Here is a 26,256-nt window from a genome sequence, read left to right as displayed (position 1 = left end):
GCAGGGCTTTGCGCCTCTGTGACCGGCGATCCGATCCGGGCCGGTCATCCGGGGATCAGGGCTCTGTTCCCCCTTCCGGCACTGGCGCGGCCGCATCGGGGGCCACTTCGGCCGGTGACTCGGGCGGGGCGGTCAGGAGGCCGTTCTGCCAGATACCTTCGGCCACGTCGCCGCTGGCATAGGTCAGCTTGCCCTGCCCCTCGCGCCGGCCCGCCTTGAACGCCCCCACATAGGTATCGCCCGATGGATAGGTCGCGGTGCCTTGCCCCTCGATCTGGCCGGCGACCCACTGACCGGTATAGCGAAAACCGTCGGTGGTGGAAAACTCGCCGTCGCCATTCCGCAGCCCGGCCTTGAAGCCGCCCCTGTAAAGGCTGCCATCGGGGTAGACAGCCGCCCCCACGCCTTCGCGCTGGCCATCAAGCCAGTCGCCTTCATAGCGGTAGCCGTCGGGATGGGTCATCGTGCCGGTGCCATGCGGCTGGGCGTTCAGGAAGGCACCCTCGTAGACGCGGCCATCGGCATAGGTGGCGCGGCCCTGCCCGTTGATCAGCCCGCGCTCCCATGCGCCCTGATAGGTTGATCCGTCCGGATAAGTGATCGCGCCGGTGCCGTTCGGCTGATCGGCCAGCATCGCGCCGACATAGACCGCACCATCGGGATAGGTGATGGAGCCGGTCCCTTCCATCCGGCCCTCGACCCAGGACCCTTCATACTTGAAATCGTCAGCGGCGACGAAGGTTCCGGTGCCATGGCGGCGGTCGTTCAACCAGCTTCCGTCATAGACATCGCCGGAACTGTGGGTCAGGCGGCCCTGACCTTCGCGCTGGCCGTTGACGAAGTTGCCTTCGTAGACATCGCCGTTCGGCTGGGTCAGTCGGCCTTGCCCGTTGATCTGCCCATCAGCCCAATCCCCTTCGTAGACAAGGCCGTCCGGCATTGACAGCCGCCCGGAGCCGGACCGCTGGCCCTGCACGAGTGTGCCGTCATAGGTCGCGCCGTCGGGATAGGTGATCTTTCCGGTGCCTTCCTTGACACCCATCACCCACTGGCCTTCGTAGGTGTAGCCTGAAGGATTGGTCAGCTTGCCCCTGCCGTTATGGGTGCCGCGGGTGAAGGTGCCTTCGTAGGTCGAGCCATTGGCATATCGCGCGGTGCCTTGCCCGGTCATCTGGCCCTGCACCCAGGCGCCCTCGTAGGTGCGCCCGTCGGGGGCGGTGATCTTGCCGCGACCCTCTGGCTGGCCATTGACGAATGCGCCTTCGTAAATGGACCCGTTGGGATAGCGGGCGGTTCCTTGACCGATGATCTCGCCGTCAACCCATTCTCCCGAATACTCAAAGCCCGAGGGAAGGCGGTAAGTGCCGGTGCCATGCTGGCGACCATTGAGGAAGGTGCCTTCGTAGACGGACCCGTCATCATACTGCTTGGTCAGAACCTCGCCGTCCTGCGCCTGCGCCGGAGGGGCAAGGGTGGGAGCCGTGGCGAGGCAAAGTAGAACGGCAAGGCGGCGCATGGTCGATTCCCGTGGCTTTGGTCTGGGCTGGAACGGTAAGCGGGCGACAGGGGTGTGACAAGCAATGGTTGGATAGGCAATGGTCGGATGGGCAATGGTCGGATGGGTGGGGCGGCTTTCCCTTGGGCGTCAGTCTGCTAGAACAAGCCGATGTGATGGGGGATCCCGATGACCGACACGTTCCGTCTGATGCTGGCGCAGTTGAACCCCACCGTGGGGGATATTGCCGGGAACATGGCCAAGGCCCGCGCAGCCTGGGCTGAGGCGCGCGACGCCGGGGCCGATATGGTGGCGCTGACCGAAATGTTCGTGACCGGCTATCAGACGCAGGATCTGATCCTGAAACCTGCCTTCGTCAGCGCGGCCATTGCGGCGGTTGAGGCGATGGCGGCGGACTGTGCTGATGGCCCGGCGGTGGGGATCGGCGGTCCGGTGCGGATGGGCGGGCGCCTTTACAACGGGTATTATGTCTTGCAGGGCGGCAAGATTTCGGCCCGGGTCTTGAAACACCACCTGCCGAATGACGCGGTGTTTGACGAAAAGCGGGTCTTCGCCTCGGCGGATGTGCATGGGCCATATGTGGTCAACGGTGTGCGGATCGGCACGCCAATCTGCGAGGATGCCTGGCACCCTGACGTGGCCGAGACGCTGGCCGAGACGGGGGCAGAGATATTGCTGATCCCCAACGGCTCGCCTTACCATCGGGGCAAGCCGAACCTGCGGCTGAACCTGATGGTGTCGCGGGTGGTCGAGACGGGGTTGCCGCTGGTCTACCTGAACATGGTGGGCGGGCAGGATGATCAGGTGTTTGACGGGTCATCCATGGTGTTGAACCCTGGTGGCCGGCTGGCAGCGCAACTGCCGCAGTTCGATGAGACGCTGGTGATGGTCACCTTCCGGCGCGGGGCCGAGGGGTGGGAGGCGGACCCGGGCGAGATCAGTGACATCCCCCCGATTGGCGAGGCGGACTATCGCGCCTGCGTGCTGGCCTTGGGCGATTACATGCGCAAGACCGGGTTTTCGAAGGCGCTTCTGGGGCTGTCTGGGGGGATCGACAGTGCCATCGTGGCGGCGATGGCGGTGGATGCCTTGGGGCCGGAAAACGTGCGCTGCGTGATGCTGCCGTCCGAGTTTACCTCGGCCCATTCGCTTGAGGATGCGTCGGCGGCCGCAAAGGCGCTGGGCTGCCGGCTGGATACGGTGCCGATTTCGGGCGCGCAGGTGGCTGTGGGTGAGGCGCTGGGGCCACTGTTCGCCGGGACCGAACCAGGGGTGACCGAGGAAAACATCCAAAGCCGGTTGCGCGGGCTTTTGCTTATGGCGCTGTCGAACAAGTTTGGCGAGATGCTGTTGACGACCGGCAACAAGAGCGAAATGGCGGTTGGCTACTGCACGATCTACGGCGACATGAACGGCGGCTATAACCCGGTCAAGGACATGTACAAGACGCGGATGTTCCTGACTGCGAAGTGGCGGAACGACAACTACCGGGCCTGGATGAAAGGCCCGCCGGGCGAGGTGATCCCGAAGCGGATCATCGAAAAGCCCCCGTCAGCCGAGTTGCGCGCCAACCAGACCGATCAGGACAGCCTGCCGCCCTATGAGGTGCTGGACGCGATCCTTGAGGGGCTGGTGGAAAAGGAAATGTCTGTGGCCGAGATCGTGGCGCTGGGCTTTGACCGGGCCGTGGTCAAGAAGGTCGAACACCTGCTGTATCAGGCCGAATACAAGCGCTTCCAGTCCGCGCCGGGGGTGCGGCTGACGCAAAAGGCCTTCTGGCTGGACCGCCGCTATCCGATCGCGATGCGGTGGCGCGATGATAGTGGCGCGTGACGGCCATGCAGGATGGCGAGATCACCGTGGTCAATCATTACCGGATTCAGTCGGGACGTCCGGCCTTTCTGGCAGCGGTGACCGCCCTTGCCTGCCGCGTCGAGGCCGAAGGGCATCCGGGCGTTCCGGGCTACCGTTTCTTTTGCCCCGACGGCACGAATGATGCCCGCGCGGTCGTGCGATATCGCGACGCCGAGGCATGGCTTGGGCATCATGATCTGGTGATGGGCTGGCCGGAAATGACCGCGCTGCGCTCGGTGGCTGACCTTGACGAAATCAACCTGTTCGGTCCGATCACGGACCCGATGCGGGAATGGTTCGGTCGGATGGGTCTGGCTGGCAAGGTCCGGCATCATGGCGAGACTCTGGCGGGGTTTCGCAGGTGATTGCGGGATTGACCGCCTTGATCGGGTTGTGATCTGCGGCGGCGCGACGGATGGGCAAGGCCGGGGCCGTTGAAGGCTCCGGCACGATTTCTTCGAAGAAATCGGCCCGGTCAAACCGCCGACACCACACATTCCGACAAAAGGCGCATCACGTCTTCGGGGCGGCAAAGCTGGGTGGCGTCGCTCATCACGGCGGCAGAGGCGGCGGCAGAGCCGAGGGCCAGCGCATCGGCGTTCGATTGACCGCGTGACAGGGCAAGGACGAAGGCGGCGACAAAGCTGTCACCCGCGCCAACGGTGGACTTGACCTTGACCCTGGCGGCCTTGGCAAAAAGCCGGCTGTCCTTGTCGGCCAGCACGTTGCCTTCCGCTCCGCGGGCCACGATCACGATTTTCGCCACTCCGGCGCGGACCAGCGACTGGGCGAATTCGGCGGTATCTTCACGGGTGGGAAGCGGGCGATCGGCCAGCGCCTCACCCTCTTCGCCGTCCATGCGCAGGACTTCCAATCCGGGGATCGGGTGGCGCACTGCCTCGGTCAGGGCGGAGCCGGAGGTATCCAGCACCACCCGGCTTTCGGGCATCGAAGCGGCGAGTTGTGCGGGGAAATCGACCGGCACACCGGGCGGTTGGCTGCCCGAGATCACCGAAATGCCTCCGGGGCGCGCGGTGGCGCGCAGGAGGGTGAAGACGCGGGCGCGTTCGGCCTCGCCCCAGACGGGACCGGGCAGCATGAAGCGGAACTGCTTGCCGGTGGAGGCTTCGTTGACGGTCAGGGACTGGCGGGTTTCGCCGGGGCCAAGGATGGAGAGGAACGTCACCCCTTCGGCGCGGATCAGGCCGGCCAGACGGTCACCGGTAAGCCCGCCAATGGCCACCAGCGCCAGACTGTCCCCCCCCAGCGCCTTGATCGCGCGGCTGACGTTCAGCCCGCCACCACCGGGGTCAAGCTGTGGTTCGGAACAGCGCAGCTTGTGGCCGGGGATGATGTCATGCACCTCGGTCGCCATGTCGAGCGCGGGGTTGAGCGTAAGGGTCAGGATCGGGGCTTGGGTCATGCGGCACCTGTTCGTGTTACCGCTATCATAGAGCCTTCTGGCGGAAATGGAACTGCCCCCGACGCGGTGCGCCGGGGGCAGGCTGGGGCGCAAAAGTCTTCGAAAACTCTTGCAAGATCCTTCGAAGGATTTTGGGCCCGGGGTCAGCCGTTCAGCATCAGCTGGTAGCTGGCCGGGACGTAGCGGAAGCCTTCGCCCTGTGCCTCGACAAAACCCACGCCCGGGAAGGGCATGTGGTAGCCGATGAAGGGGATGCGGTCGGCGGCGATCATGCCGAACACCTGCTTGCGGGTTGCGGCCGCGGCGGCCTTGTCGGCGTCAAAACGCACTTCCCAATCCGGGCGCTGGAGCGACCAGACGTAGTGGTTGGCGGTGTCGGCGGTGATGGCAAGGCGCTGGCCTTCGGATTCCACCATGTAGATCATGTGGCCCGGGGTGTGACCGGCGGCGGCCATGGCGGTGATGCCGGAAAGCGGGCTGCCGCCATCGTCAATGAAGGTGATCTTGTCGTTCAGCGGCTTGACGGATCTGTCGAAGCCCTCGTTGGCGGCGGTGGACCAGTTGTTATGCTCGACGCTGCCGGTGACGTAGCGGGCGTTGGCAAAGGTCGGTGTCACGCCGTCAGCGCCCATCAGGCCGCCGATGTGGTCACCGTGCATGTGGGTCAGCACAACCACATCCACCTGATCGGCGGTGATTCCAGCGGCGGTGAGCGCGGCAAGCGTGCCTTCGGCGGAAAGTCCGGTGTCGAACAGCACCAGTTCAGCGCCGGTGTTGACCAGCGTCGGCGTAAAGAAGTTCTGCGTCAGGTCGGCGGGAATGAAGTTCGCGGCAGAAATCGCGGCAAAGTCTTCCGGCGTGGCGTTCATGCCGAAGGTTTCCTGCGGCTTGTCGCCTGCACGGGTGCCGACAAGAAGCGTTGTCACCTCAAACCCGCCCAGCTTGAATCGGTTCCACGGCGCAAAGCCCGACCCTTGCAGCGGTGCGTTGGCAAGGGCGGGTCGGGTCAGGAAGGAAGCGGCAAGCGGCATGGCGATGCCGGCGGCAAGGGCCTGGCGGCGGGATAGGGTGGTCATGTCGTCCTCCGATCGGTTGCGGTGAACTGCAAAATAGTGCGCTTTCTCCTCAAGTCCGGTCACGGACGCGTCAGGGCGAGTGCAGGGGCGCACAAAGCTTGTGCGGTCACTCCCACCAAGGGTCGATGTGGGCGATATCTTCGTCGGACCAGCCGAAATGATGCGCAAGTTCGTGGATCACGACATGGGCAACCATTTCGCCGATCGAGACATTGCCGCGTTCCGCCCATTCATCAAGGATCGGACGGCGGAACAGCCAGATCACATCGGGTCGGGTCATCTGATCGGCGGTGGATTTTTCGGTCAGGGGGATGCCTTCGTAAAGACCGGTCAGTTCGAACGGGTCGTTCAGGCCCAGCTCCTCGACCATCTCATCGGCGGGGAAGTCCTCGATCCGCAGCAGGATATGGGTTGCCGGTTCGCGAAACGGGGCGGGCAGGGTCGAGATCGCCTCATGCGCAAGCTGTTCGAGAAGGGCAAGCGAAGGGGCGATGCTTTCGGGGGCTGGGTTGGTCATGCTTGCAAGATAGGGGCGGGCGATGCCGGGGGGAAGGGGCGTGCGAAGCCGCGCATGGCTGCCGAAAGGGCGGCCAGCCTGCGGGGCATCGAGCCCCGCAGGCTGGCGTTGCCAAGGCATGCGGAACCGCCGGAGAGGGTTTTGCCGCAAACTGGACAAATGCGGGGCCATGTGACAGGGAGAAGCGCTTGAAGGAGCCCGTTTCATGCCCAGCACGCCCGCCACCGTCATCACCCGTTTCGCCCCCTCGCCAACCGGCTGGATCCATGTGGGCAACCTGCGCACGGCGCTGATGAATTATCTGATCGCCCGCAAGGCCGGGGGCGAGTTCATCCTGCGGTTGGACGACACCGATCAGGAACGGTCGAAGCAGGAATATATCGACGGTCTCAAGGCGGACCTCGATTGGCTGGGTATCCGCTATGACCGGATCGAGCAGCAGTCGAAACGGATGGCGCGCTATGCCGAGGCGGCCGAGCAGCTAAAGGGCGCCGGGCGGTTCTACGAGTGTTTCGAGACCCCGGTGGAACTGGACCTGAAGCGCAAGAAGCAGCTGAACATGGGAAAGCCCCCGGTCTATGATCGCGCGGCGCTGGGGCTGACCGAGGCGCAGAAGGCCGCATACCGCGCCGAGGGGCGGCAGGGCTATTGGCGCTTCAAGCTGGATCTGGAGCGGATCGAGTGGAAGGATGGGATCATCGGCGACATCTCGATCGATGCCGCTTCCGTCAGTGACCCGGTGCTGATCAAGGCAGACGGGCAGGTGTTGTATACGTTTGCTTCATCGGTCGATGACGTCGACATGGGGGTCACGCATATCGTGCGCGGCGCGGACCATGTAACGAACACGGCGACGCAGATCCAGATCATGAAGGCGCTGGGCGGCACCCCGCCTGTCTTTGCGCACCATTCGCTTCTGACCGGGCCGCAGGGCGAGGAATTGTCCAAGCGGCTGGGCGTTCTTTCCTTGCGCGACCTGCGGGCGCGGGGGGTGGAGCCGATGGCGCTGTTGTCCTTGATGGCGCGGCTGGGGTCATCAAAGCCGGTGGAACTGGTGGGGTCGATGGAGAAGCTGATCGAGGGCTTCGACGTGGGCAGTTTCGGCGCGGCGCCGACCAAGTTTGATGCCGAAGACCTGTTTCCGCTGACGCGCCACCATGTGCAGGGCCTGCCCTTCGCCGCCGTGAAGGCGCGGATTGCCGCTTTGGGCGTGCCGGAAGATCAGGCTGAGGCGTTCTGGGCGGTGGCCAAGGGCAATATTACCGTGCTGGCAGATCTTGAGGGCTGGTGGACCCTGTTCCGCGACGGCGCGGAACCGGTGATCGATTACGCGGACCGGGAATTTGTAGCGACCGCGCTGGCGCTTCTGCCAGCGCAGCCGTGGACCACTGCCACCTGGGGTGAGTGGACGGCGGCGGTGAAAGAGGCGACGGGGCGCAAGGGCAAGGATCTGTTCCGTCCCTTGCGCCGGGCTTTGACGGGCCGCGACGCGGGGCCGGAGATGGCCGATGTGATGCCGCTGTTGCGCAAGGTGCCGAACGTCGCAGCGGGCTGAAACGGCTGGGGGGCCGTCTGCCCCCCAGACCCCCCGAGGATATTTGGAGAAGAGAAAGGGTTTTGGCCGGTTTCTCTTCGGAGAGCGGGAATGGCCGAGCAACAGGCGAAGTTCGTCGAGGGGAACCTCTTCCGGCATGTCTCGGTTATGGCGCTGACCTCGTCGGTCGGGCTGATGGCGGTGTTTGTCGTCGATCTGATCAACATGCTTTACATCGCCATGCTGGGGCAGGCCGAGTTGGCGGCGGCGATCGGCTATGCGGGCGCGATCCTGTTCTTCACCACCAGTTTCGGAATCGGGATGTCGATTGCTGTGGGGGCATTGGTCGCGCGGGCGCTGGGGGCGCGGGATCCTGCCTCGGCCCGGGCGCGGGCGACGACGGGGTTGATCCTTGGGTTCGTGTTCGGGTCGGTCTTTGCGGCGTTGGTCTGGCTGATGCTGGGGCCATTGGTGGCGCTTTTGGGGGCCACGGGGCGGACGGCAGAACTGGCGGTGGATTTTCTGGCCATCGTGATCCCCTCGCAGCCCTTGCTGATGGTGGGGATGATCGGGGGCGCGATCCTGCGCAGCCATGGCGATGCGCGGGCGGCGATGATGGCGACGGTCTGGGGGGCCTTGGCGACGGCGGTGCTGGACCCGATCCTGATCTTCGGTTTCCGGATGGAGCTGACCGGGGCGGCCATTGGTTCTGTGGCGGCGCGGGTGGTGATTGCGGCGATGGCACTGCGGCCGATCGTGAAGCACTATGGCGGGTTTGACCGACCCACGCCGGGACAGGTGGTGGCCGACATGGGGCCGATCTGGGCGATTGCGGTGCCGGCGATCCTGACGCAGGTGGCAACCCCGGTGGGGCAGGCCTTCATCACGCGGGCGACGTCTTCCTACGGTGAGGCGGCGGTGGCGGGGATGGCGATTGCCGGGCGGCTGACGCCGGTGGCGTTCGGGGTGATCTTCGCGCTGTCGGGCGCGATGGGGCCGATCATCGGGCAGAACTTTGGTGCCGGGCGGATGGACCGGGTGCGGCGGGCGTTCCTTGACGGGCTGATCTTTACCGGGCTGGTGATCGTGGCAGTGTCGGCGCTGCTGTTTCTTTTGCGTGCCCCGATTGCGGATGCGTTTCAGGCCGAGGGGCTGACGCGGGATATCGTCTATCTCTTTTGCGGGCCGCTGGCGCTGTTGTGGTTCTTCAACGGCGTGATCTTTGTCGGCAATGCGGTCTGCAACAACCTTGGGCGGCCGTTCTGGTCAACCATGGTGAACTGGGGGCGGCATACGCTGGGGACGATCCCCCTTGCCCTGTGGCTGGGCGGCATCTGGGGCGCCGAGGGCGTGCTGGTGGGGCAGGCCTTGGGCGGCGTGGTCTTCGGCCTGGCAGCGGCCTGGCTGGCCATGCGGGCGATTGCTGCGCCTGCCGTAGCGCCCGCATCGAGCCTGCGCCCGGCAGCACCGTCTGCGCCAGAGGCAGAGTCGATCGCAAGCCCCGGAGAACGGCGCGCCTGAAGGGTTGGCCTTGCACGGCATACAGTCGTATTCCGATTTCCCCTTGCCCGATTGTGGGGCGATAGGCTAACCATCTTGCGTCAGGTTCGGGAGAATCCGGTGGGTGCGCAGCACCCGTCGGTGCCGAAGGAGCAACCGCCCCGGTAAACTCTCAGGCGCAAGGGACCGTATCTGACGTCAGACTCTGGAGAGTTCCCGGATCATCGGGACGCCGAAGGGATAACGATCTCAGGCGCGCCATCTGGCGCAAGGACAGAGGGGGCATCGCAGGGCAGGGATCAGCCTGTCTGACGGTGCCGGTATGCTTCCGGCCAGAAATGGAGGGGCGGCGATGGCCGACCTTGAGGGCGACAAGTTGCAGCGGCTGGGGCTGCATGACCTGCATGTGGAATTTGGCGGCAAGATGGTGCCGTTTGCCGGCTATGAGATGCCGGTGCAATATGCGCCCGGCGTGATGAAGGAACACCTGCACACCCGAGAGGCGGCGGGGTTGTTCGATGTCAGCCACATGGGGCAGGTGATCCTGCGGCCCAAAGGCTCTATGGCAGAGCTTGCGTCGGCATTCGAGGCGCTGATGCCCGTAGATGTGCTGGGACTTGCCGAAGGTCGGCAGCGTTATGGGCTGTTGACCAACGACACCGGCGGCATTCTTGATGACCTGATGTTCACCAACCGTGGCGACCATCTTTATGTGGTGGTGAACGCAGCCTGCAAGGCCGAGGATATCGCCCATATGACGGCAAGAATGCCTGAGGTGACGGTGGAGCAAGTGACCGAACGGGCATTGCTTGCGCTTCAGGGTCCGGGGGCCGAGGCGGCGCTGGAAGCGGTGTTGCCGGGGGTTTCGGCCATGCGGTTCATGGATCACCGGGTGTTCGGGGATGTCTGGGTGTCGCGGTCGGGCTACACCGGCGAGGACGGCTTCGAGATTTCCTTGCCGATGGCCGCAGCAGAGGGTTTTGCGCGCAAGCTGCTGGCAGAGCCGGGTGTGGCGCCGATCGGTCTGGGCGCGCGCGACTCGCTTCGGCTTGAGGCGGGGCTTTGCCTTTACGGCCATGACATCGACACCACGACCAGCCCGATCGAGGCGGCGCTGACCTGGGCGATCCAGAAATCGCGGCGGGCTGGCGGGGCGCGGGAAGGTGGTTTCCCCGGTGCCACGCGCATCCTGAGGGAACTGGCCGAGGGGCCAGAGCGTCTGCGCGTGGGGCTAGCCCCGGAAGGCCGGGCGCCGATGCGCGAGGGGGTGGAGCTTTTCGCCCCGAACGACACCCCTGTCGGCCGCGTGACCTCGGGCGGGTTCGGGCCTTCGGTCACGGCACCGATTGCCATGGGCTATGTGGCCTTGGCCTTTGCCACCCCCGGTACCCGACTTGCGGGCGAGGTGCGCGGCAAGCACCTGCCGCTGACTGTCGCCGAACTTCCCTTCCATCCAACCAGCTACAAGCGTTGAGGCATAGCGATGAAATACACCAAGGATCATGAATGGCTGCGCGTCGAGGGTGACCTTGTCGTCGTCGGCATCACCGAACATGCCGCGACCCAGCTGGGTGATGTGGTTTTCGTGGAGCTGCCGGAAACAGAAACGATGGTGGCCGAGGGCGATGAGGTCTGCGTGATCGAAAGCGTCAAGGCCGCATCCGACATCCTTGCCCCGATTGATGGCGAGATCGTCGCGGTGAACGAAAAGCTGGTCGATGCTCCGGCGCTGGTGAACGAGGATCCGACGGGTGCGGCATGGTTCTTCAAGATGAAGGTCGACGACCTGAGCGTGCTGGATCAGTTCATGGATGAGGATGAGTATCTGGACCTGATCGGCTGATTGCGCTGCCTTGTGACCGACCCCGGGGGCTGTCTGCCCCCGGACCCCCGAGGATATTTTCGGACAGATGAAAAAGGGAGCGGGTCAGATGTGACCCGATGCATCGCATGACCTTCACCCCCACCGACTACAACCCCTACGACTTCGCCAACCGCCGCCATATCGGCCCCTCTCCGGTCGAGATGGAGGAAATGCTGGCCGCCGTCGGGGTCCGCACTTTGGACGAGTTGATCGACCAGACCGTCCCGCCCTCGATCCGTCAGGCGAAGCCTTTGACTTGGCTGTCTTTGGCGGAACATGAATTGCTGGCCCGGATGAAAGAGGTCGCCGGCCGGAACCGGGTGATGACCAGCCTGATCGGGCAGGGCTATTATGGCACTGTCACGCCCCCCGCTATCCAGCGCAACATTCTGGAGAACCCGGCGTGGTATACCGCCTATACCCCCTATCAGCCCGAAATCGCGCAGGGCCGGCTTGAGGCCTTGTTGAACTATCAGACCATGGTCTGCGATCTGACCGGCCTTGATGTGGCCAACGCCAGCCTACTGGACGAGGCGACGGCAGCAGCCGAGGCGATGACCATGGCCGAGCGGTTGGCGAAGTCGAAGGCGCGCGCGTTCTTTGTGGACCGGTTCTGCCATCCGCAGACCATCGCCGTGATCCGCACCCGGGCGCTGCCCTTGGGTATCGAGATCATCGAGGATGTGGTGGAGAACCTTGACCCTGCGAAGGTCTTCGGCGCGGTCTTCCAGTATCCCGGCAGCTATGGCCATGTCCGCGATTTCACCGCCGAGATTGCCGCCTTGCACGCGGCGGGGGCAATTGCGGTGGTGGCGACGGACCTTCTGGCGCTGTGCCTGCTGAAGGAACCGGGCGCGATGGGGGCGGATATCGCCGTTGGCAGCGCGCAGCGGTTTGGCGTGCCGATGGGCTATGGCGGGCCGCATGCGGCCTTCATGGCGGTCAAGGGCGCGCACAAGCGGCAGATGCCGGGGCGGATTGTGGGCGTTTCCATCGATGCGCAGGGGGGCAAGGCCTACCGCCTTAGCCTGCAAACGCGCGAGCAGCATATCCGGCGGGAAAAGGCCACGTCGAACGTCTGCACGGCGCAGGCGCTTCTGGCGGTGATGGCCAGCTTCTACGCGGTCTTCCACGGACCCGAAGGCCTGCGCGCCATTGCCGAACGGGTGCATTTCCTGACCCAGCGCCTTGCGCGGGCGCTGAAGGCGGCGGGGGCGAAGGTCAGCCCGAAGGCGTTCTTCGACACGATCACGGTCGAGGTGGGCGTGGGGCAGGCTGGCATTCTTGCCGCCGCGCGGGCCGAGGGGCTGAACTTCCGCAAGATCGGCAATGACCGGGTCGGGATCAGTCTGGACGAGACGACGGATGAGCGGGTGCTGATCAAGGTGCTGCGCGCCTTTGGCATCGACGGCGTGCCACCGCACCGCGCGACCCTTGGTTTTCCCGAGGCGATGCTGCGGACCAGTGATTACCTGACCCATCCGGTCTTTCACATGAACCGGGCGGAATCCGAGATGATGCGCTACATGCGCCGCTTGTCGGACCGCGATCTGGCGCTGGATCGGGCGATGATCCCCCTTGGATCCTGCACGATGAAGCTGAACGCGGCGGCCGAGATGATGCCGATCACCTGGCCGGAGTTCGGGTCATTGCACCCCTTTGCCCCGCGTGATCAGGCGGCAGGCTACACCGAGGCGATTACCGACCTGTCGGAAAAGCTGTGCGAGATCACGGGCTATGACGCCATGTCGATGCAGCCGAACTCGGGCGCGCAGGGGGAATATGCGGGCCTTCTGACCATTCAGGCCTATCACCGATCGCGCGGGGACATGCACCGCAACATCTGTCTCATTCCGACCAGCGCCCACGGCACGAACCCGGCAAGTGCGCAGATGGCGGGGATGGAAGTGGTGGTGGTGAAATCAGCGCCGAACGGCGATGTGGATCTTGAAGATTTCCGCGCCAAGGCCGTGGCTGCGGGTGACAAGCTGGCCGCCTGCATGATCACCTACCCCTCCACCCATGGGGTGTTCGAAGAAACGGTCAAGGAGATCTGCAAGATCACCCATGACCACGGGGGGCAAGTCTATATCGACGGGGCGAACATGAACGCGCTGGTCGGTCTGGTGAAACCCGGAGAGATTGGCGGCGATGTCAGCCACCTGAACCTGCACAAGACCTTTGCCATCCCGCATGGCGGCGGGGGGCCGGGGATGGGGCCGATCGGCGTGAAGGCGCATCTTGCGCCGCATCTGCCGGGGCATCCGGAAACCGGGGGGGACGGCGCGGTTTCTGCCGCGCCCTATGGGTCGGCCTCGATCCTGCTGATCTCTTGGGCCTATTGCCTGATGATGGGCGGGCCGGGGTTGACGCAGGCGACGCGGGTCGCGATCCTGAACGCCAACTACATCGCGGCGCGGCTGGCTGGCAGCTATCCGATCCTCTTCATGGGCAACAAGGGGCGCGTGGCGCATGAGTGCATCCTTGACACCCGGCCCTTTGCCGAGGCCGGCGTGACGGTCGATGACATCGCCAAGCGACTGATCGACAATGGTTTCCACGCGCCTACGATGAGCTGGCCGGTAGCCGGAACGCTGATGGTGGAGCCGACGGAATCCGAGACCAAGGCCGAGATTGACCGCTTCATCACGGCGCTTCTGGCGATCCGCGAGGAGATTGCAGCCGTCGAGAAGGGTGAGATTTCGGCCGAGGACAGCCCCCTTCGGCATGCGCCGCATACCGTGGCTGCCTTGATCACCGACTGGGACCGCAAGTACAGCCGCGAACAGGGCTGCTTCCCGCCGGGCGCATTCCGGGTAGACAAGTACTGGCCTCCGGTTGGCCGGGTGGACAACGTCTTTGGCGACCGCAATCTTGTCTGCACCTGTCCGCCAGTGGAAAGCTACATGGCGGCGGCGGAGTAGGCCTCGCCCGGCCGTCGACGCCGGAAAACACCAAGGCCCGGTCATTTGTCCGGGCCTTTCGCTTCGTCCGGCCAGCGGCGGCGGTGTTTCCCGCCCATCTTTGCGGTCCCTTGGGCCGAGACGCGGCTTGCGCTGTTGCCCGGTCTGCGCGACCATGCGCAATGTCACGCAAGGGTGGGAGACAGCGACATGTTGGAAATCAGCCCGGCCAAAGTTGTCCACGTCATCTTCCTTGCGCGCGAGGCGGGGGTGGGTGAGGGCGAACTCCACGCCTTCATCGACGCGTTGAACGTCGAGGAAAAGGCGCAACTTACCGCCATTGCCTGGGTCGGCCGGGGTGCGTTCGAGCCCGAGGATTTTGACGAAGCGGTCACAACGGCAACCACCGAGGCAACGGTCCCCACCTCTGATTACCTTATGGGCATGCCTCATCTGGCCGAGAACCTTGAGGCGGGCCTGGATGCCCTTGGTGTCGATGTCACGGGCGAAGAGGAAGATTTTCTCTGATCATCAGTTGATTGGTGCAAGGGGGGCTTGTGCCGCGCGGCACTGCTCCACATATCCGCATGAATTGGAATATGAGGTGTGCCATGGCAGTTGCTGAAGCCGTCAAACTGACTTGCCCGACCTGTGGGCAGGCAAACCGGGTGCCGGTGGCCCGGCTTGCCGAAGGGCCGAAATGCGGGGTTTGTGGCAAGACACTTGTCGACGGTCTGGTGGCCGAACTTGACGCGTCCACGCATGACAAGGTGACGCGCGGTGACGGGATGCCGGTTCTGGTCGACTACTGGGCGCCCTGGTGCGGCCCGTGCCGGATGATGGCCCCAGAGTTTGCCAAGGCCGCCAGGGCGCTGGCCCCTGCGGTGCGGCTGATGAAGCTGAACACCGAAGATCATCCCGAAATCTCGGGCCGGGCGGGGATCCGTGGCATCCCCGCGCTGATCCTTTACAAGGGTGGTCGCGAGGTGGCGCGGCTTGCCGGCGCGCGGCCGGCCGCCGACATCATCGCCTTTGCGCGCCAGCACGGGGCGGGCTGAAACGGCGGTTTGGGCAGGCTTTCGGGCCGCTTGACAACTTTCAGCCGATGCGCGACACACCCGCGGGTGTGCTGACGGCACTCAGGTCTTTGGGGCAGTAGCTCAGTTGGGAGAGCGCGTCGTTCGCAATGACGAGGTCAGGGGTTCGATCCCCCTCTGCTCCACCAATGACCCTCAGCTAAGAATATGAAAAGACAGGAAAACCCGAAAGGGGATCAGCGCTGTCCCACCATCTAACCCACCACCGGGCCGCCGCTTCCCCATCATATCGTCCGATCAACCGCCGCAAGGCAATCGAGAGGATGAGACCATGCAGACCATTGCCGAAGCCTTCACCGCCTGGACCCAGATCGAGGCACAATTCCCCGAAGCCGACGAAGTGACCTTCAACCACCTCGCCCAGGAGCAAGCGCGGATCGAGGATGCCGCTGTCCTGCTGCCGGTGACTTCTGCGCTGGACGGGTGGCGGCTTATCGCCATGACGACCGAGGACGAAGTAATCCTCGTCCACCGACCGCACAACATAGGTCTTGCGCGCCCTACCGCGACCTCTGCATCACCGCCATTCAGGCCCGCAGCCTCACAAAGGCCTGACGACCAGCGGCACCGAGAAAAGCACATTCGCTCCCAAAGCGGTCGTTGACTTGGATCAGAGTGAACGACCGCTCCCCGCCCAACGCTGCCAGGCTTGTCTGCCCAAATCGCGAAAATCGAACGTGCGTTTCTTGCAGCTTTGTCGCATCCTACCACGTCAACCAACGGGCTGGCGGGCTGATCATCGGGATCGCCGGTGGGATGCTCTTTGCCCGAAGCGAAGGACGTCGATCTTTCATGACACGACGACAGCAGTACCTTATCCCCGCGGCGGCGGCATCTGGCGTGATCTACACAGGTCCGCGGCGTCAATGCCCTGTGTCGTCAATTCGACCGTTAGATCGTGATGCCGGGCTAAGGCAGCAGCGGCTCTGCCCAGTGCCGGTGCCATCATGATCCCGTAGCCACCTTGCGCCGCAAGCCAGAAGAAGTCCGGCACGGCATCGTCAAATCCGACGACGGGGCTGTCGTCTGAAACGAACGTGCGCAGGCCCGCCCAGCTGTGGCCGATCCGCTTGACGCTCAGTAGTGTCTCGCGCTGCAGCCAGTCGGCCAGCACGGCAATCTCCCACTCGTCGGGCTGGATATCCTGTGCCTCCACCGGGTCCTGATCGCCAAGCGAGGCCATGATCCGGTCGCCGTCCGGTTTGAAATAGGCATCTGTCGCGGTGAAATCGACGGTTGGCATGGACCGTGTATCAACGCCGGAAAGCCCATCGACGATAATCGCGGTGCGGCGCTTCGGGACCAGACCGATGGGCCGCACCCCGGCGAGGGCGGCCACATGGTCGGCCCATGCCCCGGCGGCGTTGACGATAACGCGGGCCTGAAACAGCGCGTCCGGCACACGCGCGGTCCACAGGCCGCCTTGATGGTCCAGCGCGCTGATCCGCTGGCCGCAGATCAGCTTTCCGCCCCGCCGCTTCAGTTCGCGCAGATAGCCCTGATGTAGCGCGGCTACGTCGATGTCGGCGACTCCCGGCTCATGCACTGCGGCCCCGATCCGTTCGGCACGCAAGATTGGGGCCAGCTTCAGTGCGGTCTCGCCGTCGATTGGATGCACGTCCCGACCTGGCGCGGAAAGGGCCAGCAGATCCTGCAGCAGGTGCTCCTGTCCAGGTTCGGCTATGGTCAATCCGCCGCGCAGAGCTAGAAGCGGATGATCGGTGAACCCGACGGGGGGCTTGGCAAAGAATGCAGCACTGGCACGGTTGATCGCCTGCACCAGCAGTGTGCCCTGATGCGGCGTGAACAGTGCCGCCGACCGTCCGGTGGCATGATAACCTGGGCTTGCCTCGGCCTCGACCAAAAGTACGCTGCCGTGGCTTGCAAGCTCACAGGCTGCAGCGGTGCCCGACAGGCCCGCCCCCACAACCAAGAAATCGTACTGCATGCTGGTGTCCCTTGGGTTAGCGGCGCGCGCCTGCTCTGGAAGGCCGCTCGACCTGCGTCGCACAGGGGCCCACCCTCCTGACAGAAGCGCCTCAAATGGGACGATGTGCAAGAAAAATAAAATCATTTTGATATCTGAAAGTTTACTGTCAGGGTTGCTGCATACGAAAGGAAGCCGCCAGATGCCCGATTCGCTACGCCATCGTCTGTCGGACTGCCTGACGGGGGCATCAAAGGCCGACCGCGCCATTGCGTCCTACATGCTGGCCGAGATGACGACGGTTCCGTTTGAGACAGCGGCCAGTCTTGCGGCAAAGGTGGGCGTGTCCGAACCAACCGTTGGCCGGTTCTGCCGGACGCTGGGCTACAAAAGCTTTCGCGACCTCAAGGACCATCTGCAACGCGACATCGGGGACCGGCCGTGGCTGATCGCCGATCGTCTGCGCGACTTCGAAGAACAGGCGCGCGGCGGTGAGGATCAGCTTGCCCGCGGCTTGAAGCTGGAAATGGCGGCGCTGGTCGCGGTCTACGAACTGGCACGGACGCCGGAGTGGACGGGCGTGGTCAAACGGCTGGCAACGGCCTCGGCGGTGTTTGCCGTCGGGTTCCAGACCGAACGGGGTATCGCACAGGTCTTCGTCAACCAACTGCAATACATCCGCGACCGGGTGCATCTGCTGGACCTTGCCGGGGGCAACTTTGCCGAACTGCTGGCGGGCGGGCAGGAGACCCCCTGCCTCGTGATCTTCGAAGGGCGGCGCTATTCGCGCATGGCGCAACTGCTGGCGCAGGATGCGAAACGGGCCGGCATCCCGGTGACGCTGGTCACCGACCCCTTCTGCGACTGGGGCCGCACCCTCGCCGACGAAATGTTCGTCGTGCCGACCGAGTTCAACCTTTTCTGGGAATCCGCCGCCCAGATGGCAAGCCTCGCCAATCTTCTGGTCAACGGCGTCTTTCTGGAACTGGGCCATTCCGTCGAACAGCGCATGAACGAAATTGCACGTCTTTACAGTCGGTTCACCGGGTATGTCGGCGATCCGACCGGCCCGGCCAGACCAAGTGATACGCCTCCGTCCGATAATTGAAGCGCCAAACGATACTTGAAAACGACAGTCAAAAGTCACACTCAACAGGGATACCAAAAATGAAAATCTTTGCCAGGCGCCTGCTCGCAGGGGCGCTGCTGTCTTCGACGTTTCTCATGTCAGGCTTTGCCGCCGTGGCGCAGGACGTCACCATGGTGCTTCCGGCCCGCGAGGTTGGCGCACCGACCTATGACCCGATCAGGGGCACCAAACTGAACGTCGCCACAACGCTGATCTATGACCGGATGATGTTGCAGGACGCCGACCAAAGCTTTCATGGCCAGCTTGCGACCGAATGGTCGGTGACCGAGGATGGCATGGAATGGGTCTTCAAGCTGCGCCCCGGCGTGAGCTTCCATGACGGCGAGCCCTTCAACGCCGCCACTATTGCCTGGTGGATACCGAAATTTGCCGGAACCGAAAACGCCTTCATGACCGAGGCGATTGCATCGGTCGAGATCATCGATGATCTGACCGTCAAGTTCACGATGAAGAACCCCGACCCAAACCTTCTGTCGAACATGGCCACCACCTTCATGGGCGTGCCCTCGCCCAAGGCTTATGACGCGATGGGCGATGGCTACGGTGTGACCGGCGCTGTCGGGACCGGGCCGTTCAAGCTGGAAAGCTTTACGGTCGGGCAGGAAACCGTGCTGGTGCGCAATGACGCCTATACCTCGGGGTCTGCCCTGTCGGAAAACAAGGGTCCCGCGCACATCGCCCGCCTGACCTTCCGCGAAATTGCGGATGACAGCACGGCATTTCTGGAACTGAAAACCGGCGGCGTCGACATGCTGCTGTCGGTGCCCGCCGACTTTCGCACCACGATGGAGGCCGAGGCCGGTCTGACCGTCGTCACCATGCCGGGGCGTGAGTTGTTCTACATGCCGATCAACACCACTGTCGCACCGTTTGATGACATCAAGGTGCGGCAGGCCGCAGCCCTTGCGGTCAACCAGCCCGAGATCCTCGCAAATCTTTATGGCGGCATCGGCGCTGTGGCCGACACGTTCCTGACCGCCGCCCTGCTGGAAGGCAAGGTCAAGGACGAACTGCGCATCAGCTATGACCCGGACCGCGCTAAGGCGCTGCTGGACGAAGCGGGCTGGGTTGCCGCCGCTGATGGCACGCGGTCAAAGGACGGCACGCCGATGACGGTCAAGCTCTGGACCCAGAACGGCACCGAGTTCCGCCGCATCACCGAGGTGATCCAGGCGCAGCTTGCTGCCGTCGGCATCACCGCCGAGATCACGGTTCTGGACCCGGCCAGCATCAACGACGAATACAAGAAAATGACCGAGCATCAGCTGGCGGTGCGCAGCTATTCCTATGAGAACGCCGATATCCTCGACTGGTTCTTCAGCGCCGAGCGGCTGGGCTATCCCAACGTGTCGATGTGGACCGATGCCGTGGCCGAAGAGCTGCGCATCAAGGCGATGACCGGCTCGCGCACCTGGGACGAGCGGGTGGTGAATTTCACCGCCTATCACGAATATGTCCTGACGCAGTTCGTCTTCGCGCCGATCTATCAGCCGGTGCAGTCCTATGCCTTTACCACCGACGCGCTGATGGTGCCCGAGGTGATCCGGTCAACCCGTGTGCAAAGCCAGACCTTCCTTGACATCATGGTCAAGTAACCCCCAGATCCGGGCGCGCCATCCGGTGCGCCCGGGCATTTTCGAACCACCGGGGGCCCGATGCTGCTGTTCATCGTCAAGCGACTGCTGCTGCTGATCCCGGTGTTTCTGGCGATCTCGGTGGTGATTTTCATGCTGGTGCATCTGGTGCCCGGCGATCCGATCGACAGTATCCTGCGCGTCGGGGCAACGCCTGCGGAACGCGCCGCGCTTGTGGCGCGGTATGGCCTCGATCAACCGATCCTGACGCAATACGTCACATGGTTCGGCAAGATGGTTCTGGGCGATCTGGGCGATGCGATCATCCTGCGCCGCCCGGTCGCCGACCTGATCGCGATGAACCTGCCGCATTCGCTGGCGCTGGGGTCGTTGGCCTTGGTGTTTTCCACCGTGGTCGGGATCACCGCCGGGGCGCTGGCAGCGATCTTTCGCGATACATGGTTTGACCGGGGGGTGATGACGCTGATCCTGCTGGGGTCCACCGTGCCCAGTTTCTGGCTTGGCCTCTTGATGATCATGCTGTTTGCCGTCACCCTTGGCTGGTTCCCGGTGTCGGGCGCGCGCACGGCCTCGGCGCTGGTGCTGCCGGTGCTGACCATCGGCCTTGGTGGCGTGGCACTGGTGGCGCGGGTGACCCGCGTTGCGATGATGGACATCGCCCGGCGCGATTTCGTGATGATGCTGCACGCAAAAGGCGTGTCGCGCTGGCGGATCGAGCTTGGGTCGGTCCTTCGCCATGCGATGATGCCGGTGGTCACCATCCTCAGCCTGCGGATCGGCTGGATTCTGGGCGGCGCGGTGGCGGTGGAGTTTGTCTTTGCAAGACCCGGGCTTGGGTCCCTGTTGATCACCTCGCTGAACCAGCGGGATTATCCGGTGGTGCAAGGCTGCCTGCTGATGCTGGCCATCGCGGTGATGCTGGGCACGCTGCTGGGCGACATCTTGCAGGCCATGATGGACCCGCGCATCCGCGAGGGCATGAAATGAGCGCGTTGCGGTTTCTGTGGGGCGTGGCCCGGACGCCGCGAGGTGCCGTATCGGCAGCGGTGCTGGTGCTGGTCATCCTCTGCGCGCTGTTTGCGCCGTGGCTGGCACCCTACGACTACGCGATCCAGAATCTGCCGGGCGCCAATACGTCCCCCAACGCCGCGCATTGGATGGGCACCGACGAATTCGGCCGGGACCTGATGTCCCGCATCATCCACGGCGCGCGCACGTCGTTGTCGGTTGCGATCACCGCCATCGGAATTTCGGTGGTTGCCGGCATGACGCTGGGGGCAATGGCGGGCTATTTCGGCGGCATTTTCGACCGCGTGGTGACGGCGGTGGTCGACCTGACATGGTCCTTCCCCGAGATTCTGATCGCGCTTTTGCTGATTGCCATCATCGGCACCGGCACCGAAAGCATCATCATCGCGATTGCTATCGCCTACCTCGCGCAGTTTACCCGGCTGACCCGTGCCCAAGTCATGGCGCTGCGGTCCGAGACTTATGTAGAGGCGACGGTGAACCTTGGCGCAGGCCATGCGCATGTGATCTTTCGCCACCTTTTGCCTAATGCGATCACGCCCGTCATCGTGGCCGGCATGCTGGCCACGGGTGATGCGATCATCCTCGAGGCGACGCTGGGCTTTTTCGGCCTTGGCGCGCAGCCCCCCACCCCAAGCTGGGGGGCGATGATGTCGTCGGGCACCGCGCAGATATTCATCGCGCCATGGATCATCCTGTTTCCGGGGGCTGCCATCGCGGTGACGGTGATCGCGATCAACCTCTTTGGTGACGCACTGATCGACGCGCTCGATATCCGCAACCGGCTGAGGGAGGTCTGACATGGCCCTTCTGACAGTCACAGGGCTTGGCGTCGCCATCGGCAATGTGACCCCGCTGGATGGTATATCGTTCGAGGCGCGAAAGGGCGAGATTCTGGGGCTGGTCGGCGAATCCGGGTCCGGCAAGTCGCTGACGGCCTTGGCGGTGATGGGCCTTTTGGGCCGCATCGGCGGGCGGGTTACCACCGGGTCTATCCTGTTCGACGGGCAGGAACTGACCATCTTGGCCGAACCCGCATTTCGCCGCCTGCGCGGCAAGCGGATCGCGCTGATCAGCCAGAACCCGATGACCTCGCTGGACCCTATCGTCCGGATCGGCGCGCAGATCGATCAGGTCTCACGCCTGCATCTGGGCCTGTCGAAACCGGCGGCAAAGGCGCGCAGCATCGACCTCATGCAGCAGTTGCGCATCCCTGACGCCGAAACCCTGCACGGCGCCTATCCGCACCAGCTTTCTGGGGGCATGAAGCAGCGCATCGTCATTGCCATGGCGCTGGCCGCCGACCCCGACCTGATCATCGCGGACGAACCCACAACCGCGCTCGATGTCACCATTCAGGCCCAGATCATCCAGATCATAGTGGACCTCGTGCGCGACCGGGGGCTGGCGCTGCTGCTGATCACCCATGACATGGGCGTCGTGGCGCAGGCCTGTGACCGGGTCGTGGTGCTGTATGCCGGGCGGGTGGCCGAGATGAACACCACGCAAGCCATCTTTGCCGCCCCGCGCCACCCCTACACCGCCAGCCTGATCGCCTGCATCCCCGCGCATGACCAGCCGGAAGGCACGCTTCTGGGCATTCCCGGCACCGTGCCTGGCGTGCTGAACTATCCGCCCGGTTGCCGGTTCCACCCGCGCTGCGCCCGGGCGATAGATGTCTGCCATGCCGAGGTTCCGGTTCTGCAAACGCTGACTGCGGGCAGCGTTGCCTGCTACCTGCAGGGGGTGCCCGCATGACGCCGCTTGTGTCCCTCAAGGGCCTGACCCGCGACTTCGCCTCCGGCTCGGGGTTTCTGAAACCCCGCCGCGTCATGCGGGCGGTGGATGATGTCACCCTCGACATCCCGCGCGGCAGCGTGACCGGGGTGGTCGGCGAGTCCGGTTGCGGCAAGTCCACGCTGGGGCGGCTTGTGCTGCGGTTGCTGGCCGCCACCTCCGGCTCGGTCACCTACGACGGGGCCGATATCGGCAGCCTGCCGCCTGCCGCCCTGCGCGCGATGCGCCGCAACATGCAGATGGTGTTTCAGGACCCCTATTCCGCCATCGACCCGCGCTACACCATCGGCCGCGCGGTAATGGAGCCCTATCAGGTGCAGCGCATCGCAGTGCTCGACCCCAAGGCAAGGCTGGCCGAGTTGATGGCCATGGTCGGCCTGAACCCCGGCCTTGCCGCCAGCTATCCGCATCAGCTTTCGGGCGGGCAGAAACAGCGTGTCGGCATTGCGCGGGCGCTGGCGCTGAACCCGGCGTTTCTGGTGCTGGACGAACCCACCGCCTCCTTGGATGTTTCAATCCAGGCCCAGATCATCGGTCTTCTGGAAGGGCTGCAGCGTGACCTTGGCCTGACCTATCTGTTCATCAGCCATGACCTCAGCCTGGTGCGCTATTTCTGCGACCGGGTGGTGGTGATGTATCTTGGCCGCGTGGTCGAGGTGCTGCCGCAGGCCCGCGCCACCCCGCGCCACCCTTATGCCCGCGCCCTGATGAACAGCCACTTCGAGCCAGACCCCGCCCGGCGCAAGACGGTGCAGATGCTGCGGGGAGTGATCCCCAGCCCCTTCAACCTGCCCCCCGGCTGTGCCTTTGCCGCCCGCTGCCCCGCCGCCACCGCCCTTTGCCAAACGGACCGGCCCGCGCTGGTGACAGGAACCGATGGCCACCAGATCGCCTGCCACCACCCCCAAGGCTGACCCAAGGACCCATGATGACCTTTACCGTTCTGACTGCCGAATTCGCGCATGAGTCCAACACGTTCAGCATCCGGCCAACCGACCTTGCTGCATTCCGGGCGCGGCTGTTCCTGCAGGGCGATGCCGCCGTTGCGCAGCGCGCGGATGCCAACACCGATATTGCGGGCTTCATGGATGTGGCGCGCGCGCAAAGCTGGCAGACCCGCCACGCCATCAGCGCCGCGGCCTCGCCCGCCGGGCCGGTCACCCGCGCAGCGTTTGACGAAATCGCCGGGTGTATCCTTGCTGCGGCCAAGGCTGGCCCACTGGACGGCATCCTTTTGGGCCTGCATGGCGCGATGGTGGTCGAGGATCATCCCGACGGCGAGGGCCTCCTTCTGGAACGCCTGCGTGCCGTCGTCGGCCCCGATATGCCGATTGGCATCACGCTGGACCCGCATGCCAATGTCACAGCCCGGATGTGCACCCTCGCGCAGGTCATGATGTCCTATTCGACCTATCCGCATGTCGACATGCGCGACACCGCCCGCCGCGCTGCCAATCTTTTGCACCGAACGATGACTGGAGAGATCGCCCCCCGCACCCTGCGCGTGACCCGCCCGATGCTGGAAGAGGCCAACAGCGGCCGCACAGATGAAGGCCCGATGATCGCCCGCCACGCCCTTGCCCGCGCGCACGAAGGCACCCCCGGCGCGCTGGCGGTCAGCATCAATGCGGGCTTCGGCAATGCCGATATCCCCGAGCTTGGGCCCACGGTTCTGGTCACTCATACTGGCGACGCGGGCCCGCATCTGGCCTTTGCCGAGGCGCTGGCCGATGACATCTGGGCCCGGCGGCATGACGTGTTGAACCGCTTCCTCACCCCGGCCGAAGCCGCGGCCGAGGCGCTGGCCCACAGCAGTCCCGGCCCGCTGGTGATCGCCGATTATTCCGACAATCCGGGCGCCGGCAGCTACGGCGACGCGCCGGGCCTCTTGTCCGCCCTGCTGGACGCGGGCGTGACCGGGGCCTGTTTCGGCCCGATGGTGGACCCCGAGGCTGCCGCCCTTCTTCACGCACAGACGGTCGGGGCCGAAGTCACCCTGCCCCTCGGCGGCAAGACCGATCCCCGCTTCGGTGGCGGGCCGATCAGGGTGACCGGAACCGTGGTACTGCTGTCGGACGGGCGCTATACCGGCGATGGCCCGATGATCGGCGGCCTGCCGGGGGACTGGGGGCCTACGGCAGTGCTGCGGGTGGGCGGTGTCGATGTGCTGGTCGTGACCAACCCCGGCCAGATGCTGGACCTGCAGCAATTCCGCGCCTTTGGCATTGACCCCGCGGCGCAGCGGATCGTCGCGCTGAAATCGCAGCAACACTTTCGCGCGGCATTTACGCCCATCGCCGCCAAAGTGATCGTCTGCGACAGTGGCGCCCTCTGTTCGCCCGACCTGCGACGCTTGCCGTTTCATCGCGTGCCACGGCCGATGTATCCGTTGGATTGACCCCGACATGGCGCAAGCGGTCGGCTGTTGTTCAGCAGCTTCGACTTGGAAAACGCGACCAGCGATCGGCACCACGTCGAATGACCGCAATTGAGGTGAGAGGCCACTCTATCGCGATAGGGCGAACGGCTGCTTTCCGCCCGACGCTACGACTCGACGCCACTAGCATGGTATCCTGTTGCTGTCGGCATGACCGAAGAAGGGAGGGCTTGGTGGACAGGAGGTACTCCTATGTCCATTGATCTTCTTCCTGCCCTCCGTCCTGACCGCGTCGCCTGGAACAAGGGCCGCATCATCGGTCAGAAGCGGCCGCTGCTGCCCCGGCATGTCTGGTCGATCAGGGTTCGCCTCGAGATGGCAGACAGCGCGCGCGACCTCGCGCTGTTCAACCGGGCCGTCGACAGCAAGCTCAGGGGCTGCGACTTGGTGAGCATCCGGGTCACTGACGTTTTCGCGGCTGGGCACGTGAAAGAGCGCGCATCGATCGTGCAGACCAAGACGGGCAAGCCGGTCCGGTTCGAGATCACCGAGACCACCCGCCTGTCCCTCGAACGGTGGATTAGCGATCCCTAGATGACCGGCCTTCAGTTCCTGTGGCCAAGCCGGCTCCACGGCAGCCCGCACCTGTCTACTCGGCAATATGCGCGGCTCGTTCGTGGCTGGGTCTCGTCTCTCGGTCTCGAGCCGAGCGCGTATGGCACCCATTCCATGCGCCGAACCAAGGTGGCGCAGATATACAAGAAGACAGGGAACTTGCGCGCCGTGCAACTGCTGCTGGGGCATACGAAGATGGACAGCACCGTGCGCTACCTCGGCGTAGATCTTGAGGACGCCTTAACTCTCTCGGAGGGGATCGACCTGTAAACGACTGCCCCGGCCGGCATGCTAGGTGCCGGTCGGCCCAGACCGGTCCTTCAGACAGGCTGCGGTAAGGCTCCGCTCCGTGCACTAATGTGACATTCGACCAAGTCGCGGCGGGATTGTGCACTTCGAAGCGAAACTGACGAGAACGGCACACAACGGTGGTTCGCTGCGAACTGGCGCGAATTCGGACGACGACGTAGCAGAACAATGTC

22 protein-coding genes, 1 tRNA gene, 1 pseudogene and 1 riboswitch are annotated in these 26,256 nt (G+C 64.4%); of the genes and pseudogenes, 19 read left to right on the top strand and 5 right to left on the bottom strand.

What is annotated here, in order from left to right:
* Positions 1 to 55: 55 nt before the first annotated feature.
* Positions 56 to 1,516, bottom strand: a complete 1,461-nt coding sequence (locus QUV21_RS14130) for a 2-isopropylmalate synthase (RefSeq protein ID WP_300855818.1) — start codon at positions 1,514 to 1,516, stop codon at positions 56 to 58.
* Positions 1,517 to 1,684: 168 nt separating this feature from the next.
* Here QUV21_RS14130 and QUV21_RS14125 point away from each other — a divergent pair, with 168 nt between their 5' ends.
* Both QUV21_RS14125 and QUV21_RS14120 read left to right on the top strand, forming a co-directional pair.
* A complete protein-coding gene (locus tag QUV21_RS14125) occupies positions 1,685 to 3,349 on the top strand; it encodes an NAD+ synthase (RefSeq protein WP_300855817.1) in 1,665 nt (554 codons plus the stop codon).
* Positions 3,346 to 3,735: a hypothetical protein gene (locus tag QUV21_RS14120; protein WP_300855816.1), complete on the top strand. Its 390-nt coding sequence runs from the start codon at positions 3,346 to 3,348 to the stop codon at positions 3,733 to 3,735. The genes QUV21_RS14125 and QUV21_RS14120 overlap by 4 nt, the downstream gene beginning before the upstream one ends.
* Positions 3,736 to 3,845: 110 nt before the next feature.
* Here QUV21_RS14120 and QUV21_RS14115 read toward each other — a convergent pair whose 3' ends face one another.
* From QUV21_RS14115 to QUV21_RS14105, 3 genes are all read right to left on the bottom strand, one after another.
* Positions 3,846 to 4,793 carry a 1-phosphofructokinase family hexose kinase gene (locus tag QUV21_RS14115; RefSeq protein ID WP_300855815.1) on the bottom strand — a complete coding sequence of 316 codons (948 nt, stop codon included), beginning with the start codon at positions 4,791 to 4,793 and terminating at the stop codon, positions 3,846 to 3,848.
* A 143-nt stretch (positions 4,794 to 4,936) separates the two neighbouring features.
* Positions 4,937 to 5,869 (bottom strand): MBL fold metallo-hydrolase, encoded by a 933-nt coding sequence (locus QUV21_RS14110; RefSeq protein ID WP_300855814.1) that lies wholly within the window; start codon positions 5,867 to 5,869, stop codon positions 4,937 to 4,939.
* A 106-nt stretch (positions 5,870 to 5,975) separates the two neighbouring features.
* Positions 5,976 to 6,386, bottom strand: a complete 411-nt coding sequence (locus QUV21_RS14105) for a metallopeptidase family protein (protein WP_300856073.1) — start codon at positions 6,384 to 6,386, stop codon at positions 5,976 to 5,978.
* 205 nt (positions 6,387 to 6,591) lie between these two features.
* Here QUV21_RS14105 and gltX point away from each other — a divergent pair, with 205 nt between their 5' ends.
* From gltX to QUV21_RS14060, 9 genes are all read left to right on the top strand, one after another.
* A complete protein-coding gene (gltX, locus tag QUV21_RS14100; RefSeq protein ID WP_300855812.1) occupies positions 6,592 to 7,941 on the top strand; it encodes a glutamate--tRNA ligase in 1,350 nt (449 codons plus the stop codon).
* A gap of 90 nt (positions 7,942 to 8,031) precedes the next feature.
* Entirely contained in the window at positions 8,032 to 9,441 is a 1,410-nt protein-coding gene (locus QUV21_RS14095) for an MATE family efflux transporter (RefSeq protein WP_300855810.1), read from the top strand.
* Positions 9,442 to 9,518: 77 nt separating this feature from the next.
* Positions 9,519 to 9,619, top strand: a riboswitch (glycine riboswitch).
* Positions 9,620 to 9,772: 153 nt separating this feature from the next.
* Positions 9,773 to 10,894, top strand: coding sequence for a glycine cleavage system aminomethyltransferase GcvT (gene gcvT, locus QUV21_RS14090; protein WP_300855809.1), 1,122 nt, complete (start codon positions 9,773 to 9,775; stop codon positions 10,892 to 10,894).
* 9 nt (positions 10,895 to 10,903) lie between these two features.
* Complete coding sequence (gene gcvH / locus QUV21_RS14085) at positions 10,904 to 11,263, top strand: glycine cleavage system protein GcvH (RefSeq protein ID WP_300855807.1); 360 nt, start codon at positions 10,904 to 10,906, stop codon at positions 11,261 to 11,263.
* Positions 11,264 to 11,370: 107 nt separating this feature from the next.
* Positions 11,371 to 14,208, top strand: a complete 2,838-nt coding sequence (gene gcvP / locus QUV21_RS14080; protein ID WP_300855806.1) for an aminomethyl-transferring glycine dehydrogenase — start codon at positions 11,371 to 11,373, stop codon at positions 14,206 to 14,208.
* A 189-nt stretch (positions 14,209 to 14,397) separates the two neighbouring features.
* Entirely contained in the window at positions 14,398 to 14,715 is a 318-nt protein-coding gene (locus QUV21_RS14075; protein WP_300855804.1) for a DUF3775 domain-containing protein, read from the top strand.
* A gap of 83 nt (positions 14,716 to 14,798) precedes the next feature.
* Entirely contained in the window at positions 14,799 to 15,245 is a 447-nt protein-coding gene (gene trxC / locus QUV21_RS14070) for a thioredoxin TrxC (protein ID WP_300855803.1), read from the top strand.
* A 91-nt stretch (positions 15,246 to 15,336) separates the two neighbouring features.
* Positions 15,337 to 15,412: transfer RNA gene (locus QUV21_RS14065), tRNA-Ala, on the top strand.
* 143 nt (positions 15,413 to 15,555) lie between these two features.
* Positions 15,556 to 15,888, top strand: a complete 333-nt coding sequence (locus tag QUV21_RS14060) for a hypothetical protein (RefSeq protein ID WP_300855793.1) — start codon at positions 15,556 to 15,558, stop codon at positions 15,886 to 15,888.
* A gap of 210 nt (positions 15,889 to 16,098) precedes the next feature.
* Here the strand turns inward: QUV21_RS14060 and QUV21_RS14055 are convergent, their stop codons facing one another.
* A complete protein-coding gene (locus QUV21_RS14055) occupies positions 16,099 to 17,232 on the bottom strand; it encodes an FAD-dependent oxidoreductase (protein WP_300855792.1) in 1,134 nt (377 codons plus the stop codon).
* Positions 17,233 to 17,413: 181 nt separating this feature from the next.
* On the opposite strand from QUV21_RS14055, the gene QUV21_RS14050 reads away from it, so the two are divergent.
* The 8 genes and pseudogenes from QUV21_RS14050 to QUV21_RS14015 all read left to right on the top strand — a co-directional run bounded on the left by QUV21_RS14050 (position 17,414) and on the right by QUV21_RS14015 (position 26,044).
* Positions 17,414 to 18,319 (top strand): MurR/RpiR family transcriptional regulator, encoded by a 906-nt coding sequence (locus tag QUV21_RS14050; protein ID WP_300855790.1) that lies wholly within the window; start codon positions 17,414 to 17,416, stop codon positions 18,317 to 18,319.
* 59 nt (positions 18,320 to 18,378) lie between these two features.
* The gene (locus QUV21_RS14045; protein ID WP_300855788.1) at positions 18,379 to 19,956 is read left to right on the top strand and encodes an ABC transporter substrate-binding protein; all 1,578 of its coding nucleotides are present in this window, start codon (positions 18,379 to 18,381) and stop codon (positions 19,954 to 19,956) included.
* Between the two features lie 60 nt (positions 19,957 to 20,016).
* Entirely contained in the window at positions 20,017 to 20,943 is a 927-nt protein-coding gene (locus QUV21_RS14040) for an ABC transporter permease (protein ID WP_300855787.1), read from the top strand.
* Positions 20,940 to 21,785: an ABC transporter permease gene (locus QUV21_RS14035; protein ID WP_300855786.1), complete on the top strand. Its 846-nt coding sequence runs from the start codon at positions 20,940 to 20,942 to the stop codon at positions 21,783 to 21,785. Before QUV21_RS14040 ends, QUV21_RS14035 begins: the two co-directional genes overlap by 4 nt.
* Position 21,786: 1 nt before the next feature.
* The gene (locus QUV21_RS14030; protein WP_300855785.1) at positions 21,787 to 22,743 is read left to right on the top strand and encodes an ABC transporter ATP-binding protein; all 957 of its coding nucleotides are present in this window, start codon (positions 21,787 to 21,789) and stop codon (positions 22,741 to 22,743) included.
* The gene (locus tag QUV21_RS14025; protein ID WP_300855784.1) at positions 22,740 to 23,696 is read left to right on the top strand and encodes an ABC transporter ATP-binding protein; all 957 of its coding nucleotides are present in this window, start codon (positions 22,740 to 22,742) and stop codon (positions 23,694 to 23,696) included. The genes QUV21_RS14030 and QUV21_RS14025 overlap by 4 nt, the downstream gene beginning before the upstream one ends.
* A gap of 14 nt (positions 23,697 to 23,710) precedes the next feature.
* Entirely contained in the window at positions 23,711 to 25,180 is a 1,470-nt protein-coding gene (locus QUV21_RS14020) for a M81 family metallopeptidase (protein ID WP_300855783.1), read from the top strand.
* A gap of 231 nt (positions 25,181 to 25,411) precedes the next feature.
* Positions 25,412 to 26,044 (top strand): annotated as a pseudogene (locus tag QUV21_RS14015) (tyrosine-type recombinase/integrase).
* Positions 26,045 to 26,256 lie beyond the last annotated feature (212 nt).

Origin of the sequence: Tabrizicola sp. (assembly GCF_030373185.1) — a bacterium.
Taxonomy (GTDB): domain Bacteria; phylum Pseudomonadota; class Alphaproteobacteria; order Rhodobacterales; family Rhodobacteraceae; genus Tabrizicola.
The sequence above is the reverse complement of the archived record's forward strand: the minus strand, read 5'-3'. Positions and strand labels throughout refer to the sequence as shown.